The organism is Ruminococcus sp. (assembly GCF_024691275.1).
Classification (GTDB): Bacteria; Bacillota; Clostridia; order Oscillospirales; family Ruminococcaceae; genus Ruminococcus.
Genome location: NZ_JAILNU010000056.1, coordinates 1 through 19,575 on the forward strand (window position 1 = coordinate 1; position 19,575 = coordinate 19,575).

General features: G+C 42.4%; 12 protein-coding genes. 8 read left to right on the forward strand and 4 right to left on the reverse strand.

Features of this window, described 5'->3' with window-relative positions:
* The first annotated feature begins 17 nt into the window (after positions 1-17).
* Positions 18-128 carry an SEC-C metal-binding domain-containing protein gene (locus K6G33_RS15265; RefSeq protein ID WP_367270490.1) on the forward strand — a complete coding sequence of 37 codons (111 nt, stop codon included), beginning with the start codon at positions 18-20 and terminating at the stop codon, positions 126-128.
* A 530-nt stretch (positions 129-658) separates the two neighbouring features.
* Complete coding sequence (locus K6G33_RS06465) at positions 659-1,198, forward strand: helix-turn-helix transcriptional regulator (RefSeq protein WP_296777496.1); 540 nt, start codon at positions 659-661, stop codon at positions 1,196-1,198.
* A gap of 230 nt (positions 1,199-1,428) precedes the next feature.
* On the opposite strand, the gene K6G33_RS06470 is transcribed toward K6G33_RS06465, so the two are convergent.
* Both K6G33_RS06470 and K6G33_RS06475 read right to left on the reverse strand, forming a co-directional pair.
* Entirely contained in the window at positions 1,429-2,970 is a 1,542-nt protein-coding gene (locus K6G33_RS06470; RefSeq protein ID WP_296777497.1) for a diguanylate cyclase, read from the reverse strand.
* Positions 2,971-3,017: 47 nt separating this feature from the next.
* Positions 3,018-3,776, reverse strand: a complete 759-nt coding sequence (locus K6G33_RS06475; protein WP_296777500.1) for a hypothetical protein — start codon at positions 3,774-3,776, stop codon at positions 3,018-3,020.
* Between the two features lie 694 nt (positions 3,777-4,470).
* On the opposite strand from K6G33_RS06475, the gene K6G33_RS06480 reads away from it, so the two are divergent.
* Positions 4,471-4,650: a hypothetical protein gene (locus tag K6G33_RS06480; RefSeq protein ID WP_296777502.1), complete on the forward strand. Its 180-nt coding sequence runs from the start codon at positions 4,471-4,473 to the stop codon at positions 4,648-4,650.
* Between the two features lie 141 nt (positions 4,651-4,791).
* Complete coding sequence (locus tag K6G33_RS06485; RefSeq protein ID WP_296777505.1) at positions 4,792-6,951, forward strand: glycoside hydrolase family 11 protein; 2,160 nt, start codon at positions 4,792-4,794, stop codon at positions 6,949-6,951.
* Between the two features lie 112 nt (positions 6,952-7,063).
* Here K6G33_RS06485 and K6G33_RS06490 read toward each other — a convergent pair whose 3' ends face one another.
* Positions 7,064-9,238: a substrate-binding domain-containing protein gene (locus K6G33_RS06490; RefSeq protein ID WP_296777508.1), complete on the reverse strand. Its 2,175-nt coding sequence runs from the start codon at positions 9,236-9,238 to the stop codon at positions 7,064-7,066.
* A 197-nt stretch (positions 9,239-9,435) separates the two neighbouring features.
* Between K6G33_RS06490 and K6G33_RS06495 the strand changes: the two genes are divergently transcribed.
* Entirely contained in the window at positions 9,436-11,598 is a 2,163-nt protein-coding gene (locus K6G33_RS06495) for a cellulase family glycosylhydrolase (RefSeq protein WP_296777509.1), read from the forward strand.
* A gap of 200 nt (positions 11,599-11,798) precedes the next feature.
* On the opposite strand, the gene metK is transcribed toward K6G33_RS06495, so the two are convergent.
* The gene (metK, locus tag K6G33_RS06500) at positions 11,799-12,986 is read right to left on the reverse strand and encodes a methionine adenosyltransferase (protein WP_296777512.1); all 1,188 of its coding nucleotides are present in this window, start codon (positions 12,984-12,986) and stop codon (positions 11,799-11,801) included.
* Positions 12,987-13,417: 431 nt separating this feature from the next.
* Here metK and K6G33_RS06505 point away from each other — a divergent pair, with 431 nt between their 5' ends.
* The 3 genes from K6G33_RS06505 to K6G33_RS06515 all read left to right on the forward strand — a co-directional run bounded on the left by K6G33_RS06505 (position 13,418) and on the right by K6G33_RS06515 (position 19,555).
* Positions 13,418-16,177 (forward strand): CotH kinase family protein, encoded by a 2,760-nt coding sequence (locus K6G33_RS06505; protein ID WP_296777513.1) that lies wholly within the window; start codon positions 13,418-13,420, stop codon positions 16,175-16,177.
* 239 nt (positions 16,178-16,416) lie between these two features.
* Complete coding sequence (locus K6G33_RS06510; protein WP_296777515.1) at positions 16,417-16,971, forward strand: RNA polymerase sigma factor; 555 nt, start codon at positions 16,417-16,419, stop codon at positions 16,969-16,971.
* Complete coding sequence (locus K6G33_RS06515) at positions 16,961-19,555, forward strand: hypothetical protein (protein ID WP_296777517.1); 2,595 nt, start codon at positions 16,961-16,963, stop codon at positions 19,553-19,555. The genes K6G33_RS06510 and K6G33_RS06515 overlap by 11 nt, the downstream gene beginning before the upstream one ends.
* Positions 19,556-19,575: the final 20 nt, after the last annotated feature.

Below are 19,575 nucleotides of genomic sequence, written 5' to 3' on the forward strand. Positions count from 1 at the left end.
AAGATCCAATTTTAGAAATGCTAACGCCATCAAAGGTTAAGAAAAAGGTAAGTAAAAACTGTAAATGTCCATGTGGCAGTGGAAAAAAATTCAGAAATTGTTGCAAGGGAAAAAGAATATATGACTAATAGTATCAAAAAACTTTAATGGATCTATGCTGGATATTTTCTAAATAAAAATGCATTATTGTTGGTTTGTCAATGATGCGAGACAAATTAAATCAAAAAACTTGACCGTATTCGAGGAAAGCTTTGATGTAATCAGAAGGAGATTTCCAGTTAAGCGGACGCATACGCAGCGACAAGTAGTTGTTGGCATACTGAAAGAATAACATACAAGGCACTCAGAATTCTGTTCGGAGTGCATTGTGTTTTAGTAGGATAGTTTTTAACTTTATCATCACAGACTGAAGTGAATGGCATTTCTTTATGTTGTCATGTGATAATGAACTGAAAAGACGCAGCAGTTCAGCACTCCTTTCGTTGATTTTTCTATGGGCTTGTGGTATAATAATAACAAAATGTGAGGGCTAAAAATCCTCATCAAATCGTTGTTTTTACAAAATGCTACTTCAAGTTGCGCAAATGCAAATTCAAGTTGGTAGATTTTTAAGAATGATATTTGATAGAATATAAAAAAACGAAAGCGAGGTATGCATATGAATTTTGCAGACAAATTAAAACAGATAAGAAAAGACAGAAAAATATCTCAGGAAGATTTAGCTGAAATGCTTGATGTGAGCAGACAGGCGGTATCAAAATGGGAGCAGGGAACAGGTTATCCGGAGGTCGAAAAACTGTTGCTGTTATCTGACACGTTGAATATATCTCTTGACAGCCTCATGGGAAGCGAAAACGTCCAAGAGAAACAATCGGTCAATGTCAATATAACAGGAAATATAATAATAACATCTCCTAATGAAAACGTGATCGTTACCTGCTATAAGGTTTGTTCTTCACAGGAAATGAAGGGCAGAGCAGGGACACCTAAATACTTTTTGATGGGTTTTAGCGGCGGAGGTAATCCTTTTTTGGGAGAGCCTGCAACTCTTCTTGGCTGGTATGCAGATAAAGACAGCATTTCAAAAGAGATCAGCGAAATACAAAATGCGCTTGAAAAAGGTGTACCAAGTTATGAACTAAAATATAGCGCTAAAGTGAAAAGACACTTGTTGAGTATAAAAATAGTAAATGATTAATGGCTGATGTCATTAAGCTAAGAATATAAAGTAAAAGAAACAGGAGTATGTTTGTGATAAGCGGACACACTCCTGTTCTTATGTAAAATAATAAGGCAGACGAAAAGACAGCCCCGAAGCTGCCTGAAAAAGAAATTGACATACTTTAAGAATAATGATATGGATATACAAAAATACAGCACGAGATGCTAAGATCCCGTGCTGTATTATGAAGGGGTGGAACGTCGTTATTACATAGAGTCCATATCGACGAATTCTACCTGACCTAATGTACTTCTTCCGCTGATGTTTACCATTTCCTTGAGAACTGATACAACGTTTGTTGAAGGCTCATTGGTCGTGCGGACAAGACCGATCTTATAGCCTACATTTATCATACCGATAGGAGTCTCCTGTGGCTCAAACAGGTCTCTCTGAGCGTTTTTAACTTCGTTGACAACCTGATTATGAGCAACTGTAGAAGCGTCTTCCTTTCTGACTGCTACAACGAACTCGTCATCACCTGTACGGTAAACAGTGCCGTCAGGGAAAGCCTTTGTGAGAGCAGCTGCTGTATTACAGAGAACAACGTCACCTGCGTCGTTTCCGAAATGTGTATTGATTGCTGCGAGCTCACTGATGTCGAACATTGCGAAGTAGCAAGGATGTTTCTCGTCAGCCTGCATCTTATCGAGGTCTTCACCGAAAGCAACACGGTTTTTAACTTCAGTAAGGATATCATTGAACAGAGCTGTCTGGAGTGAAGCTTCAGTAGCCTCATTTTTAAGGAGCTGGTTACCGAGTTTACGGTTGATAGACTCCTGATGAGCGTTGATAAGACCGAATACGGCAACGAGTAAGATGATAAGAATACCAAAGATAAGTATGAAGATCTGGAGCTGATTTCTCATGGAGTAAACTTCCTTTGAAGGAGCGTTTACGAAAAGTGTCCAGCCATACTCACTGATATAGTCACTTACAGAAGCCATCTTCTTGCCTGTTGCGTCAGGGAACTCACCGTAGCTTGTAACATCTTCAGTGCTTGAAACTAATTCGCTGTTGATATTCTGGATATCAGGGACTTCACAGACAGTACCGATCAAACTCTTATCTTCAGAGTAAAGATAAATGTTATCCTTTGCATTTATAAGGTCGTAAGTCGAGCTCTGGAGACCACCGATGTTCATATCAGCGATATCTGAGAGGACGTTTTCAGTTTTGATAGCGAGACCTACGAAGCCGATAGGAGTTCTGCCGTCGTATATAGCTTTGTAAATAGATACAACCTGATTGCCTGAGTTAGGGGATATCAGGATACCTGCGTTATATATATCATCATCAGCTGCTTCAAAAGCGTCACGGAGCTGAGCAAGACGGTCGCCTTCACGAATAACAACGCCGATGGTATCGGGGTTGATATGTGTGAGGGTCTTTGCATTCCAGTCACAAATATAGAGACCTTCAAGATCGGATACCTCTGCTCCGAATTCCTGAGTGTATTTCTGAGCTGCTTTATAGCAATCAGTATTTTCCTGATCGAGCAGGTAGTTCTTTATATCACTTGCATGGCTGAAGTTGTCCAGTGTGTCTTCTGCCCAGTGAACATAGTCAACAATAACCTTTGCACGCTCCTTAGCGACGGTTTCCATATTTGACTGCGCATTTCTTGCGGTGATCTTGCTGACAGCTACTGTCATGAATGTAATCAATATAGCCATGAAAGCAAGAAGTCCGATCAGTATCCAGGTGATAGGAGAAAGCTTCTTTTTCGTTTTTTCCTTTGAATTACTCATAATTTCTCTTCCTTTCTCAATGTAATGTTATAAATGTCAGATGTACGTCACTTCTTAAAGAGCTTTTTCATTAAAGCACTTTCTTCTTTTTCATCGTTTCCGATGTCCTTACCTGCATTCATAAGACCGCCCACTTTGTTTTTGAGCAGACTTCCGCCAGCCTTTCTGGTTGGCTTGGTAAGGCTGTTGCTGTACATACTTGAGGCGAATCTTCCTCCGCTTACAGGATTGGCTTCGTTGTACGGCATACTGTTGTTGTACATCGAGCCGCCTTGTCCGCCGTACATATTTCCCTGCGGAAGTGTACCGTACATATTTCCCTGCGGAAGTGTACCGTACATACCACCCTGCGGTTGACCGGCAAAACCATTGTTTCCGTACATATAGCCGCTCTGAGGAGGTGGCTGATTAAACTGGGTGTTGTTACCGCCATTCATTGTTCCGACCTGTGAAAGCGGTATCATACGGTCAGGAAGCACGACCTGACAATTAGCATTTGCAGGAGCTTGGCCAATAATTAAGCTCACGCAGTTGTTACACGGAAGAATAGGCTGCAGTGTCATGATATCAATGAGCATTATGAATTCTGCGACGGGATCATCCACAGCACGCATCTGCTGTAAAGCATCGAGTTCTGCGTGGACATTGACCATCATGCCGTTCTGCATTTCATTGTGACTTACGCCGGTGTAGGTTTGCTTTGTTGCTGAACAAATAACGCAAACAGTATCGTTTGGCGCACACTGTCCGGTATTCCGCCTCTGTAACGCGGTTTCTTGTGCAACTTTGAACATGTTCTGATACATCAAAATACTCCCCCTTCGATTTATTGTTGATCGTGCAAATGAGCATTACAGTCTCATTTCGCAAAACAACCATTAAACATTATAATACGAAACGTATTATTTTCCAACCCCAAATATGCGGCAAAGGTGGAAAATTCACTTGAAATAATTGTGGTAATATTACTTTGTTTAGCCACATTACGGTTGATTTTAAATGTTTTTTCGTGTGATGTTTACATTTTGATGTTATACTGATAGTTATAGCTTTTCAGCCATAAACAATCGGTAAAAACTGGGTTTAAGGTCGTGCGACATGATGACGGCTCTTGCGTTATTTAGAGTTCGGGTTTATTGCATCAACTCAATTATAAAACAGGAGTTTATTTCCATCATGTCCGGTGGATAGCTTATTGTAAAATAGAATGTCAATACCCTGTTTGTTGAAAAGATAGTACGTCCTGTTTTTATATTTATATTATAACACTATTACCAACAACTGTCAATGATGTTTATAATTATTTACAATTTGTGTTGTATTATATATAAATTATACAACCTGTCCTTTTTGGAAGGGTGAAATCAGAATGCAATATCTGTTATTTTGTAAATAATACTGCGGCATATCTCTTATTGTGTATATCAAATAACAATAATATGTTGTTGAATGAAGGAAATGCCTGAATGTTCATATTTGCTTTTTGGACATCAATTATGTATGCTTTTTGAAGAAACGATGACCGCTCCCGAGAAGTGTAAGCACTATAGTCTCTCAGGCAAACAAATGATCCTTTTTGCCGCGTCAGGTGGCAGTAAATTCGGAAAAGCGCTGTTTGTCGGACAACGTTCGGGGATCGCTGAGAAAACAGACACCTGCCGATACGATGAAAAAGCCTGAAATACCGCAATAAAAGCTTTGACGTATGATGGCTCAAATGATATTATTAAGACAGGATATATAATATCCGCCTTTTAGATGATATGATTTATTTGCGGCAGTAATACTGCCGACATGAGATCTCGGTGAGGAGGAAACATTATGCGCAAATGGTTAACCAAAACAGCATCAGCTCTGACAGCAGGACTTTTTATGCTCAGTGCATCGGGGCTTGCGTCTGTGAGCCCGACAGCTCAGGTATATGCGGCTGATTTTAACGAGAAAGAATCTGTAGACGGATATTACTATGAATTATGGAATCAGGATTACAGAGGTGAGCTGGATTACAAAAACACTGAAAATAACGGCTTTACCCTGAGCTGGAGCGGTATTGAGAACGCCTTTGCGCTTAAAGGTGACGCATTTGAAAGAAACACTGTCTATGCTTCGCAGATAAAAGAATATACCGTTGTATATGACGAAGATGTGGACTATATGGACAGTGCAAGCTATTCAGGCATTTATGGCTGGATGGAGGATAGCAATGCCTATTATGAGTTTTACATAGTAGACAGCTGGGGCAGCTGGCGGCCTTTTGCGGGTGATGTTCTCGGTTCGTTTGAATCAAACGGCATAACCTATGATATCTACAAAAACTTGAGAATTCAGATGAACTGTTTTGCGACGGCCCCTGTTACATACAGTTATTACAGCGTTGCTCGTGAAAATCTTGCTGAAAAAACCGACAGTGTCTGCAATATAAAGAATACTATCAATGTTGTGGACCACTTTAAGGAATGGCAGAAGTTAGGTTTGAATCTTGGATTTATGTACGATGTGGGCTTCAGTGTTCAGGCGTTCAGGAGCTCAGGCAATGCTAAGGTAAATTCTCTTGAAATAACCAAGGAGATAACCGAGCAAAACAACTACGGACCTGAGTTTGCATATACAAGGCATGAGCCTCTCCCGACAGACGAAGAGGGCAGGAAAGTATTCATAGATTTTGAGAATGAGAATGAGAAGGCAGGAGCGCCGTTCACGGGAACAAAGGCTTCATATGATACGGATCATTCCTTCGGCGGTAAGTATTCTATGCTGATATCGGGGGAGGGAAATGCAAGACGTGCCTTTGAGTACAAGATTGATCCCTATGATTTCAGCGGCAAGGATCTCTTTGCAGGTTTGAAGCTCTATCATAACAGCGGCAGGAATATCAAGTTCATATTTGCGATAGCAGATCTTAACTCCACAACAGGCTATTCCAGAGAACTGTATTCCAGAACTGTCCCATCGGGACTCTGGACGGATATGGAGGACTTAAAGTTCATGCTCCCCAACGACAGATTCGCAAATAATGTCATTCGCGTATTCACCGAAGAGCCCGTTGATTTCTGTGTTGATGATTTTTATTTGGCAGAGGAGTCCGACATTAAGGATAAGCTCGCAAAAAAGGAGCATACTGTCATAGGCGATGTGAACAGAGACAATGCAGTTGATATTTATGACGTTATCGCAGTCAGAAGACTTCTTCTGACAACCGAGGATTACAATGTCAGCTTCTATCAGGACGTAAACGGCGACTGCAAGCTGAATATCAGCGACCTTGTAGCGCTTACCCGATTTGTCCTCGGCAAAACAGATAAGATCACCGTGCCTGAGAAAGAGCGTGTTTATTTTGCAGACAATTTCAGCGAGACCGTGGGCAGTAAAGTTTTCAGCGTACAAAGCGAAGAAGATACTGCGGGAGAGGTAAAATCAGCTGTTTGCAGTGACGGCACATTCAGCTCTCAGTGGAGCGAGAAAAAACATTACGAGATATCAAGCTATCAGATACTGAAAGATCTTGACGAGTGCAGCTTAAAGTATTCGGGAACTGTCAAGACCGAGCCATGTGCCGCAGTCGGAAATGAAAGTAACGTAGAATCAGCGATCTGGGCAGAGTTCAAAAACGGCAGCGATACATTGGAATTCCTGATCTATGACGGAGCGAGCGAAGCTGAGAGATTGATGTGGCTTCATGATCCTGACGATATGAAGTTGGTAGAGATAGGCGGCAATGAGTATTACGTTGATAAAAACGCGGAGCTGCCCGATATTATGGAACCACAAATGTATATATGGCTTTATCCGAAAGAAAACAGCATTAAAACAGGTGAGGTATGCACCTTTGACGGTGAGATAGATTTCTCTGAGATGCTGAAATACTTCGGCAAGGAGGATTTCAAGCCGTATTCGGTTAAATTTTCATTAATTACCAATAATACCAAGGGATTCGTCGAGCTGAAAGAACTGTCCTGTACTGATAAGAGCAGGGCAGAATAAAAAACGGATCCGAAGTGCTATGTAAAAAGCTCCCTGTGCGCAAAATACACAGGGAGCGATTTTTGTTATATGCTTTATGTTTTTATCTCACAGTCGATGCTTATTATATCTGTCATGTTCCGTTGCCTGTCATGGATTTCCTGTAGTTCGAGGCGGTCATGCCTTTTTTCTTTCGGAAGAGCTTCATAAAGTGTGAAGCGTCGGGATAACCGCATTTTTCGGCTATCTCGCTGACATTGAGAGCTGTGTTCGCAAGGAGCCTTTCCGCAAGGGCAAGCCGTGCGGAGATAACATCTGCATTAAAGCTGATATTAAGGAACTGGCGGTAGAGGTGCTGGAAGTAGGAGGTGCTTACGCCTATTTTTGCGGAAGCTGTTTCTGCTGTCCATTCAAGCTGAGGCTCTTCGTAGACGTTGTATTGCAGCTCGCGGAGCTTTCCAAGAAAGGCGCTGCTGCTGTCTGCGGAGGAACTGCGCATATCCTCCAGCTTTTTTTCAAGCTGAGCTATCATGTCAGTGGGAGATGTACTGCTGTCGGTCACTGTAGACAAGCGCCTGAGCATAGGTGATATGCTTACATTTTGCTGCATCTCTATCATTTTCAGATTGGAGCTCAGTGAGTTTATGAAGAGCTGCTCGGGAAAGTCGGAATCGTCGCATTCGCCTATCATTATAAACTCCTCGCCGCCTGTCCTTGCGGCGATCTCGCCTCTTGCGCATGAAAGGTTCACCGCCTGAGCAAATGATACAATTATCTGGCGGACGTACTCACTGCTGTACTGTCCGCGGAACTTCTCTGCGATCTCGATACAATATAGAACGCCGTAGTAGCGTCGGTCGGGATCGAGTGAATCGGTACGAGAGATAAGACCCTTGCGGCTGAAAAGACCCGTGAGGATATCACGCTCCGAGAGCCGCTGTATCTTATCGTTGAGGGAGCGTTCGTAATCAAGCATACGTATGCGCTCAATGGTGTTTGCGGCGACCTGACAGAATTCGCCGTAGTACTGTTCAAATACAATGCTGTCTGAATACCTGCGGACGCAGTAGCCGAAGTTCCTGTCGAGGTAGTGCAGAGGAGTGTATATATAGGCGGCAGGCTGGTCTGAGAGCTCCTGCTGAGGTATGATCGTATCCAGTGGAAATTCCTGCTGAGAAATGTCGCATCTGCCGTTGCAGTACTTCATACGGCAGATCATTTTGTCAGTGTAGACGCTGCTGTTGTTCTCCTCACCGTTGCTGCAAAGGCATAGGAAAAAGTCGCTTTTCGGGTAGATGAGATATGCGTTCTGCGCGAGGACTATTGCGCACTCGTCCATGTTCTTGACATTGTTCATCATGGAGGAATAGTTGCTGTGCATGAATATGCTCATTGCCATGTCTCTTGCAAACATATTATCACTGATGGCAGCGTCCTCAGAGGTATCCCTCTTGCAGCCGCAGCTTGCGCCTAAAATAACGGCAGGCCGCACCTCTATGCGGCTGCGGGGACTATCGCCGCTTATGAGCTTATGCAAGCGGCATACAGCTTCAATGCCGTTTTCCGTGAAGCCGCCTCCGAAAGTGGTAAGTGACGGGTGGTAGCTGCTAACGTCGGGGTTGCCATCGTAGCTGCCCACAGCGATGTTGTCGGGGACGTTTATGCCATTTTTGGCAAGTGAAAGGCAGAGCTGCAAAGCCATGTAATCGTTCCCGCATACAATGGCTTGCGGACGCTCTATATCGCCGTTTGCAATGCGCTCAGCGAAGCTCTTGGCGTAGTTAATCCAGAAGTCGCCGTAGAAAACATGATCCTTTCTGAATGGAATGCCGTTTTCGGCGAGAGCGTCCTTGTAGCCCTCTATACGCTCGGTGGAATGTATCACGTTCTTGGGGCCGCTGAGGCAGTATATCCTTGTGAAGCCGTGTACCTTAATGAAGTGCTCCGTGAGCTTTCGGAAGTACTCCCTGTTGTTTTGCAGGCAGCTCTCAAAGCAGTCACTGACATAATCGAGAGCGATGACAGGTATGCCTTTTTTCACGAACATATCCTCCAGCTTTTTTGACAGTGAGCGGCTGAAGAATGATCCCAGATCAATTATAGCGCCGTCGAAGCTGAGCTGCTTGATAAGGGTGTAGATATTTTCATCGCCTTTAAGGTGTTCGGTCTCGTTGTCGAAGTTTACGAAATGTGTGAGTACTATAAAGTCGTAACCGAGGGCGGCGGACTGCTGCCAGATCGCTTCTATAAGACAGGTCTGGTAAAGTTTTTCCGCATTGACAGTTATGAAAGCTATTCGTTTTCTCATGAGCAGTCACCTCTTTTATTTGATTATAGCACAGGCACGGGCTGAAATCAACTGCAAAAAGCTGAAAAGTACATAAATTGAGTTGGAATTTTCATTGAAATTTACATTTGGCTGCTCTATAATTATAACAACAGAAAGTGTAGGGGACTGCATCCCTTAAAAATGTAAAATATAATTCAGGAAAGGAAGTTTTTAACATGAATAGTTTCTTCAAAAAAGGCTGTTCCGCTGCTCTTGCAGCAGTTACCCTTGTTTCCTCGGCTATGGGGAACACCATTTTCACCACGTCTGCTGTCACTGTAAGTATTCAGCAGTTTTCGGGTGAAAGCTCGGGAAGCACATACAGTATTCCGTCAGGTGCGATTAGCTCCGACATCAGCGTAACAGACATCGGCGGATTATCTGTACCGCTCCTTGCAAGCAATAAAGCAGCGGCTTCCAAATACAGTATCCCCGAACTCAATATCCCTGCAAGATCAGTTCCCGAGACTGAGGGCATCAAGTTCGTAAAGGATATGCGCCTTGGCTGGAATCTTGGAAATACTATGGACGCTATCGACGATACAGGCTGGGTAGGCAGCGAAATGGGTATCGAGACCTGCTGGAACGGCGGCTACAAGACCACCAAAAAGATGATAGATACCGTTAAGGCAGCAGGCTTCAGGACTGTACGTATCCCTGTTTCATGGCACAATCATGTTGATGCCAATTACCAGATCACAAAGCAGTGGATGGACAGAGTTCAGGAGATCGTTGACTACGCTATTGATGACGGTATGTACGTTATCCTCAACGTTCACCACGATAACGATGCAAAGTATATGTATCCCGATACTGCTCATTATGCTCAGTCAAAGAAGTACATGACAACTGTCTGGTCACAGATAGCAGAACGTTTCAAGGAATACGACAACAAGCTTATTTTTGAGACCATGAACGAGCCTCGTCTTATCGGTCATCAGAACGAATGGTGGATAAACCCTTCAAATCCTGACTGTATCGACGCTATAAAGACTATCAACCAGCTCAATCAGGACTGCCTTGACACTATCCGTAAGTCAGGCGGCAATAACGGCACAAGATACGTTTCCGTTCCGGGATATGACTGCTCAGTTGACGGTGCTACAAATGAGAATTTCCGTATACCCACAGACAGTGTACAGAACAGACTTATCGTAGCTGTTCACGCATATCTGCCATACGGCTTTGCACTTGCTGAGGAGAGCGACTCCCAGAGTGTAAGAAACTTCAACATCAAAACAGATACAGGCGAGATAAATCAGGCTTTTGACAAGGTGTACCAGAAGTACACATCAAAGGGTATCCCTGTTTATGTCGGTGAGTATGGCGCAAGAGAAAAGGGCAGCAATGTTCAGGACAGAGTTGACTGTGCTGCTTACTTCACAGCATATGCTTCATCTGTAGGCGTTACCTGCTGCTGGTGGGACGATATAAGCTTCATGCTTCTCGACAGATCAAACTGCACATGGAAGCGTCCGGAGATAGTTGCTGCTATAAATAAGTACGCAAGAGGAACAGCCGAGTCCACTATCGTTACTTCCGTTACAAATCCAAGTGAGATCGTGACCACAACTACATCTTCAAATATTACCGAGAGCGACAAGATCTACGGTGTAGAGACAGCAGGCGGTATGGTATCATTCGGTACAAGCATTGGCGAAACTGCATTTGTGGACGTTCAGTTCAAAGGCAATACAAACTTTATGAATGGCTGTCTGGGCTTCTCGCCGCAGCTCAACGGCAAGAGCTACTGGGTATCATATGTTTGGGAGGCTAAGAAGTCAGGCACTATCACTCTTGATATGAATAAACCCAAGCAGGTAATGGACGTATCTCAGGAGCCTGCTGAGGCTGTTACAGATGCTGATGTAAAGAAGCAGCTCATCGAGAAGATAAAGAAAGAACAGTCTGCACTTTTACAGGCTTGGTACGCTTCCGACAAGACAGGCAAGGAGATAACTCCACCTGCTTCGGGCGCTGAGAGCATAAAGGCATTCATCATTTCCTCAAACGGCTCAAAGCAGACAACAACTACCACTTCAACGACCTCGACCACATCGACAACGACAGTTGCAACTACATCAGTTGCGGTGGCAAAGGCTGACAAGTACGGCGATGCAAACTGCGACAAGGGTGTGGATATGGCAGACGTTGTAATCATAATGCAGTCACTGGCTAATCCTAACAAGTACGGTATAAACGGCTCTGAAGAGCACCACATCACCGATCAGGGTCTTGCAAATGCTGACGTACAGGGAAATAACGGCGTATCTACCGAAGATGCACTGGCTATCCAGCTGTACCTCCTCGGAAAGTACAAGGCACTTCCTGTAGACTGAGAAAAAGCTCGGATACTCATATAGTTAATGCCCCGAAGCACTTAAAAATGCTTTGGGGCAATACTTTTATATGGTTATTTGTCAGACGGATTCATTATACACTCAAAACCTTTCTGACCTTGTATACTTACACAAACGATCATGTTTTATCAAGCACGGTGCTTTATTTAAGAAGCTTTTCTTTGTATCAGGCTTCAAGATCATGCGTTGACCGAAAGATTCAATGCTTTTTTGAGTGCGGAGACCTTATTTGTACGCTCCCATGTGAAGTCTGCATCCGGTCTACCAAAGTGACCGTATGCGGAGGTCTGAGCGAACACAGGCTTTCTCAGATCGAGCTCCTTGATGATGCCGCTTGGAGTAAAGTCAAATACTTCTGAAACAGCAGCCTGTATATCTTCGTCAGGAACAACGCCTGTTCCGAATGTATTGACGTAGATTGATACGGGAGCAGCTACGCCGATAGCGTATGCGAGCTGTATCTCTGCACGTTCGGCAAGTCCTGCTGCTACGATATTCTTTGCAGCCCATCTTGCAGCATAAGCGGCACTTCTGTCAACCTTTGTGGAGTCCTTACCGCTGAAAGCTCCGCCGCCGTGATGTGCAGCTCCGCCGTAGGTATCAACGATTATCTTTCTTCCTGTGAGACCGCTGTCACCGACAGGTCCGCCGATAACGAATCTGCCTGTCGGATTAACAAGAATGCGTACACTGTTATTGAGCCAGTTTTCGGGAACTATCGGCTTGATAACATATTCGATAAGATCACTGCGGAGCTGTTCCTGAGAGATCTCTTCATCGTGCTGAGTTGAGATAAGTACAGTGTCGATGCCGACAGCCTTGTCGTCCTCATAGATCACAGATACCTGAGTTTTACCGTCTGGACGCAGATGGGGAAGAGTACCGTTCTTGCGTACTTCTGTAAGTCTGTATGCAAGTCTGTGTGCAAGGGAGATAGGCAGAGGCAGCAGCTCGGGAGTCTCATTCACAGCATAGCCGAATATGATTCCCTGATCTCCTGCGCCGATGTCATTGCCGTTTTCTTCTCTGACTTCGAGGGCAGAATCAACTCCCTGTGCAATGTCAGGGGACTGTTTGTCGAGAAGGTTTATTATCTCTGCTGTATGACCGTCAAAGCCGAGAGCTTCGTTGTCATAGCCGATGCTGTTTATAGCATCACGAACTACCTTTTCTGTGTCTATCTCAGCAGAAGAGCCTATCTCGCCTGCGAGGATAACGGTGTTGTTTTTGATAACAGTTTCAGCTGCAACTCTTGCAGTCGGATCTTTTTCGAGATAAGCGTCGAGGATAGAGTCTGAGATGCGGTCTGCGACCTTGTCGGGGTGTCCCTCTGTTACGGATTCAGATGTAAAAATATACTTGCTCATGATAAATTCTCCTTAATACATAAAAATAGGGAATACAGAAACCTGCATTCCCTTTGTTGTTTTTATCTGCGCACAGGCGCATATTTAAAATACAAAAGTGCTGTTTCTCTGACAAAAAAATATTCGATTGTTTATCGTCATACAACAGCAGCATATTTTTTTCATTGTGAAACAACTCCTTTCATTTGATGTTATTATTATACAGCTTATCGAGGGATATGTCCAATCCCGAAAAACTATTACAGGTCATAGTCAGCAGCAATAACCTGCAAATAAAAACGATATACATAAAAATAGCCGCTTATAATTGTAATTTCGGACTAAGTATGTTATAATAAACGTGTATTAAATGATCGCTGTCAGGAAGCTGTTGAACTGATAGCCGATAGAAAGGTCTTATCTTACTTTTTGAGAACATACGGAGGATTACAATGATAACAGACAGATCAAAAAATAAAGTCGGTAAAATATTGACAAACATACTGACTTGCGGCAGCACAGAGCGTTCCCGTGCTGCTGAAACGTTCAGGCATGGCAGCAAAAAGGCTTTGACCGCTGCGATAATATCAGCTTTAGCATTTACGAACCATGTACCGTTTTTTGCAACTGGAGCAGAAAACGAAAGGACAGTGACTATCAACGAAATATGTACGAAAAACACTTCTGTCGCTTCACCTGACGGCATTTTCTATGATTTTGTGGAGCTTTACAACCCGAACGATAAAGCTGTCTCTTTGAGCGGATATTCGCTTTCCGATGATAAAGGCGCTCCGAAGAAATACGTTTTCCCACATGATGCTGTTATAGAAGCAGGCGGCTTTTATGTTGTATACTGCGGAGTAAAGGAGGGCAGTCAGGCAGAGGGTACGACCTTTGGACTTTCCAAAAATGGCGAGACACTGCTGCTTTCGGATCCGAACGGTAAACAGCTTGAATGTATCGAAGTTCCGCCACTTGCGGACAATATCTCATACGGCAGGATCCCCGACGGCAGCGGCAGCTTCGGCGAGTTGAGAGAAATGACTCTGGGAAGTGTTAATTCCGAAAATGCTTTTGTTTTAAGCGTCCCAAAGCCGACATTTTCACAGGGAAGCGGCTTTTATGATTCGGAATTCAAGCTTTCTCTTTCGGCTCCTGAGGGATATAGCATTTATTATACTCTTGACGGCAGTGATCCGACTGTTGACTCGGAACGCTATGAAACTCCCATATCTGTATACGACAGGTCAGAGGAAGAAAATGTCTTTGCTGCAATAACCGATATAGATTATGGTGCGTATACCGCTCCTGAAAAGCCTGTTGATAAGGCAATGATCGTAAGAGCGATAGCGGCAGATGCTGACGGAAATATTAGTCCGATAGTTTCAAATACCTATTTTATAGGATACACTGAAAAAGACTATGCAAAGAATATGCGCGTGATTTCCCTTGTGACAGATCCTGATAATCTTTTTGATGATGAAAAGGGAATATACGTTGCAGGTAAAGCTTATAATGAAGCAAATGAAAATGGGATTTACACAGTAGAACCCAATTATACAATGGAGGGAAAAGAATGGGAACGCCCTGCAAATATAACTGTATTTGAAAACAGTAAAGCTTCATATACTGCGGATATTGGCATACGTATACGCGGAGCGGTATCACGTTTTGAGGCGCAAAAGAGTTTTACTTTAAATGCACGCAGTGAATATGGTCCGCGAAAAATGAACTATGATTTTTTCAATGGTGAACTTAGAAACATTAATGGAAAGGTAATTGATTCATTTGACAGCATAGCTCTTCGCAATGGCGGCAACGATGTTAAGACTAAACTCCGCGACCGTTTGAATCAGGAGCTTTCAGAGGACAGAGATTTCGGCATACTGAAGCAGACAGAATGTGTTTTGTTTATTGACGGTGAATTCTGGGGGCTTTATAATATTACTGAAAAAATTGATGAGGACTATATTGCCGATCATTACAAGGTAAAAAGCAAGAATGTGCAATGTTTCAAAGTTGGCAACACAGATTACGACGAGATAACTGAAGTTTACAAAACGATCAATAACATAATCAAAAATACTGACAGTGACGAACTTTATGATAAATTAGACGAGTTCATGGATATGAAAAGTTTTATGGACTACATGGCTGTGGAAATAATTATCGGCAATTCGGATTCAGGAAATAATAATACGGCTTTCTGGAAAACCACGAAAATTGACAGTAATAATCCGTATGCTGATGGCAGATTTCGCTTTATTCTGTATGATACCGAAGCAGGTCAGGGACTGTACAAAGATAAAGCCGAAGAGCCGAACCTTTTTAAGGCCAAGGAATTGTCGGAAGACAGTAACTATGTTCTTCTTTTTGATATGCTGAAAAAAAGTGAAAAAGTTCGCATGGAGTTCATGCGCACATATTTTGATCTTTGCAATGAAAACTATAAAGCCGATAATGTTTTGCGCAGGGTCAATGAACTGGCATCATTGTATAAACTTCCTATGTTAGATACATTTGAGCGATTTTCATATGAAAGCTATGTAAACGGCGGTAAACAGGAACTCACTACAGCGGAAAAATATGAAAACGAGGTCGGAAAGCTGACAAATTTCTGGAAAAAACGCGATAAATATGCAAAATCTCATCTTATAGAATTCCTTGGTGACAAGGTAAGCGGTGAAACATATCAGCTGGATCTTGATAATAATGCAGAGCAGGGCAGTATACAGCTCAATACGCTTACACTCGACTGTGCCGAAAGCAAATGGCAGGGGGATTATCCTAAGGAATTACCGATAATACTTAAAGCTGTTCCGAAAAACGGGTATAAGTTCCTGCGCTGGGAGATAAGCGGTGCTGAATATACGTCGGGAAGCGAAACGAGTACGGAAGCTGTTCTGATGCCCGATGAAAGCAGTGTTAGTATTAAGGCGGTATATTCTCCTGATAAGACAACTGAAGAATTGATATGGGGAGATGCGAACTGCGATGGCGAAGTTGATCTGTCCGATGCTGTACTGATAATGCAGTCGATCGCTAACCCCGATAAATACGGTTTGAGAGGAACAGAGCCGAGCGCTATAACGGAAAAAGGCAGTTTGCAGGCAGATGTTGATATCTCGACAAAGGGCGTTACAGGAAATGATGCATTAAAAATACAGAAGTATCTTCTTAGGCTCATAAGCAGTCTCGATCCAAATGAATAATCCCTATTACAAAAGCTCTTCCTTAAAGACGGTGCTTATACAGAAGTTTCTATATGAGTACCCTCTTATGGAGGAGCTTTTTGCTGTATGTGAAAAGTTTTCTTGACTCGTACAGCTGCAGAGATTATAATATCTTATGTGAAAAAGCAGAAAAAAGTTTTGGGATTAAGTGCGACATTTTCCATTTATCTTTCGTATAAGTTACAGATGGAAATATTTCCTGCCGAAAGGAGGAAAAAATGGATAACGGTTTAAGTAGCTACAGCCGCTTCCTCACAGGAGAAAAAGATGCAATTGATGAAATAATCCGCGATTATAAAGACGGACTCGTTTATTACCTTTACAGTATTATCGGCGATATGGGACAGGCAGAAGAAGCTGCAATAGATACTTTTGTAAAGTTGTATGTTGAAAAGCCGAGATTCAAAGGTGCAGGTTCTTTCAAAACGTGGATCTACACTATCGGAAGAAACAAAGCTATTGATATAAAGCGGAAATTTTCAAGATTCAATACGGTTTCGCTGGATAATGCATATGATATCTCTGATGAGGAAAATATTGAACAGAAGGTCGTTGAAGATGAACGGCGATCGGACCTTCGCAAGCTCATCTTGACACTAAAGCCCGAATATAGTCAGATACTGTACCTCATTTTCTTTGAGGACTTTAAAAATGATGAAGCGGGGAAAATAATGAAAAAGAACAATAAGCAGATCAGGGATTTGCTGTACAGAGCTAAAAACGCTCTGAAAAAAGAGATCGAAAAGAAAGGAGAGGTGTTCTATGGATTATAAGACCATGGCTGATATAGTAAAATCCCGCGGCGACCGTATCCTGGAAGAAAAACGTGTCCGCAGGATACGCATAAGAAGGATAACAACAGGTGCTGCAGCAATGTGTGCAGCTGCAATTATCAGCTTTGGGATATGGCACAATGATCCTGTAAAAAATCCTCCCCCGATCGGTTTCATCAGCGATACGACGGAAGCACCAACTGAAACTGCTTCGTCTGTTACAACTACTTCGTCAGGCAGTACTCCCGAGGTCACAAAAAAAGCTGTAACATCTGATAAAGCTTATACATCAGACACCACCGCTGCTGTCACGACACTTCAGGCAGCTGCATCTCATACAAATGTGTTTTCTGCGGTGAATACATCAACACAGAAAGCGATCGGAACAACTGGTGCAGCAACTGTTACAACAACAGCGGTGAGCAATAAAAATACGTACAGGAGGGTTTATTATATGAATAAATTATCAGCTGGATTTGCTGCAATGGTTGTGGCTGTATCAACGATCCCGAAAACGGCTGACGCAGTTAATGACACAGGTATGAGACGTGTTCCTTTTGAAGTTATGAGTGTAAAATACTGTATAGATGACTTTGATTTTGAAAAGTGGAGGAATGACGAAAGTATAATAGATATTGACAAGGACGGTAAATTTGATATAAATGATATTTATCTTCTTTATCGTATTTCCTGTGATGATAAAACTTTAAGTTCAGAGTATGCAAATATTGATTATGATAACGGAAGCCCGATTAATTTATATTCTCTTATTACTTATTATACCTGCTATAATAAAATCGAAAGGGACATTCTTGATCCTGATTACTATATCAGTGTCAGAAACAAGTATGTTGATGAAAAGTATATAAATGACGATGACGCTATCCGAGAAGATAAGGAGTATCGTGAGGGATTTGTTAAGGAGTTTATCGAGAAAACAGAGTACTTCCGTGGTCTGTATGATATATTTGAAGAAGCGATCGAAGAAAAGTCTCCTGACCTTGATGTAGATGAAAATGGCAAGGTAGATATATACGATGTAATGGACATTTACTATTTTCAGAAGATCTTTGATGAACCGAGTGTTACGTATGGATATATGGATCGTGACAATCTTTCCTTTGATGACAAGTTCAAAGTTTACAATGAGCTGTCAACTATCAAGTTCCCGTCAAAGTCGGAAAGAAAATGCATTGAATTGTTCAGAGAATTCAAGGATGATAGTTTAGTTACATCTGTTTTCTCAGATTATCTTATAAGACATTTTCTTGAAAATAATCCATTCCTGACTGAGTATTCGGATTACCGTTATTTTGATGCAGCCTGGGAGAAAAGATACGATGAAAGAAGACTTTACGCTGCTGAACATAAATCTATCCTTCAATGGTTTGAGAACGCAGTAGAAGATACTGAATGGGAAATGGGACTCCCAAATCAGGATATCAGAAAATCTGTGGATATGTCGCACATTGAAAAAGAATATGAAATATACAAAGAAAAGGTAAAAAAAGGACAGCTTCCGGAACCTGATATCAATCTTGACGGACAGATAACTTTTGAAGATCATACAGCTTGTGATGAGATATTCGATAATTACAGATACTTCAGCGGTGAAAAATATTCTGACGAGGTTATATATCATTTCCATAACGATTTTGATATTAACGAGAACGGGATAAGCGGAGATGCTGCCGACTGCAGCATTGCCCAGATATACATCTGTGAAAAACTCGGCGTAAAAACAGAGAAAGAAAAGGCTTATGAGGAGTTCAGAGATGCCTGGATAAAGGGAGAAGTTTCAAATTATCCATGGTCGGGTACGAATTGCCTTGAAGGTACAAGATATCCTCTTACAGCCCCCGACGATCTGTTCAGTCTTTGCTATAATTATGTGTTTGCTTTCATATATGCTTCAGAAGATACTCGTCAGGCTATATTTGATAATTTTTATGAAGCAGTTGAATCAGGTGCCGAACCTTATCCTGATGTCGATATGAATGGTGTTATCGACGAGCGTGATTATATATGCGCTGAAAATATTCTTTACTCTCAGACCCATACAAAAGATGACATACACACTGTTTCAGACGAGATAATTGACAACTATATCAAAAACTTTGATTTCGACAACAACGGAGTGAGCGGTGATGCAATGGATACAACCATCATTCTTGAATATGTTGCAAGGAAATGCGGTATTGATAAGATAGATCTTGAGGAAATGGCATGGAATGCCCGCGGTCAGTATACCAATACTCAGCCGAGCGAAAACTCGGGAACTACAACAAGCCCTGTTTTTGATAGTATCAGGACAACAACTACAACTGCTGAAAGCGTAGAAGATGACGTAGAAAAAAGCGGTGACGCGAACTGCGATGATGAGCTTGACCTGTCTGATGCAGTCCTTGTGATGCAGACTCTTGCAAATCCTGATAAATATGACGTTGAAGGTTCATCTGAAAATCATATTACGGGTCAGGGAAAGATAAATGCAGATGTTGATAAGTCTGTAGCAGGACTTACAGTTAACGATGCGCTGTGTATACAGCAGTATCTTCTCGGCAATAAAACTGCCTTAAATTGATAGCGGCTGCTTAATGAAAG

Bases quoted from the DNA above. Each gene is read 5' to 3' on its own strand.
- K6G33_RS15265 (WP_367270490.1), top strand. From the start codon at position 18: ATGCTAACGCCATCAAAGGTTAAGAAAAAGGTAAGTAAAAACTGTAAA.
- K6G33_RS06465 (WP_296777496.1), top strand. From the start codon at position 659: ATGAATTTTGCAGACAAATTAAAACAGATAAGAAAAGACAGAAAAATA.
- K6G33_RS06470 (WP_296777497.1), bottom strand. From the start codon at position 2,970: ATGAGTAATTCAAAGGAAAAAACGAAAAAGAAGCTTTCTCCTATCACC.
- K6G33_RS06475 (WP_296777500.1), bottom strand. From the start codon at position 3,776: ATGTATCAGAACATGTTCAAAGTTGCACAAGAAACCGCGTTACAGAGG.
- K6G33_RS06480 (WP_296777502.1), top strand. From the start codon at position 4,471: ATGCTTTTTGAAGAAACGATGACCGCTCCCGAGAAGTGTAAGCACTAT.
- K6G33_RS06485 (WP_296777505.1), top strand. From the start codon at position 4,792: ATGCGCAAATGGTTAACCAAAACAGCATCAGCTCTGACAGCAGGACTT.
- K6G33_RS06490 (WP_296777508.1), bottom strand. From the start codon at position 9,238: ATGAGAAAACGAATAGCTTTCATAACTGTCAATGCGGAAAAACTTTAC.
- K6G33_RS06495 (WP_296777509.1), top strand. From the start codon at position 9,436: ATGAATAGTTTCTTCAAAAAAGGCTGTTCCGCTGCTCTTGCAGCAGTT.
- metK (WP_296777512.1), bottom strand. From the start codon at position 12,986: ATGAGCAAGTATATTTTTACATCTGAATCCGTAACAGAGGGACACCCC.
- K6G33_RS06505 (WP_296777513.1), top strand. From the start codon at position 13,418: ATGATAACAGACAGATCAAAAAATAAAGTCGGTAAAATATTGACAAAC.
- K6G33_RS06510 (WP_296777515.1), top strand. From the start codon at position 16,417: ATGGATAACGGTTTAAGTAGCTACAGCCGCTTCCTCACAGGAGAAAAA.
- K6G33_RS06515 (WP_296777517.1), top strand. From the start codon at position 16,961: ATGGATTATAAGACCATGGCTGATATAGTAAAATCCCGCGGCGACCGT.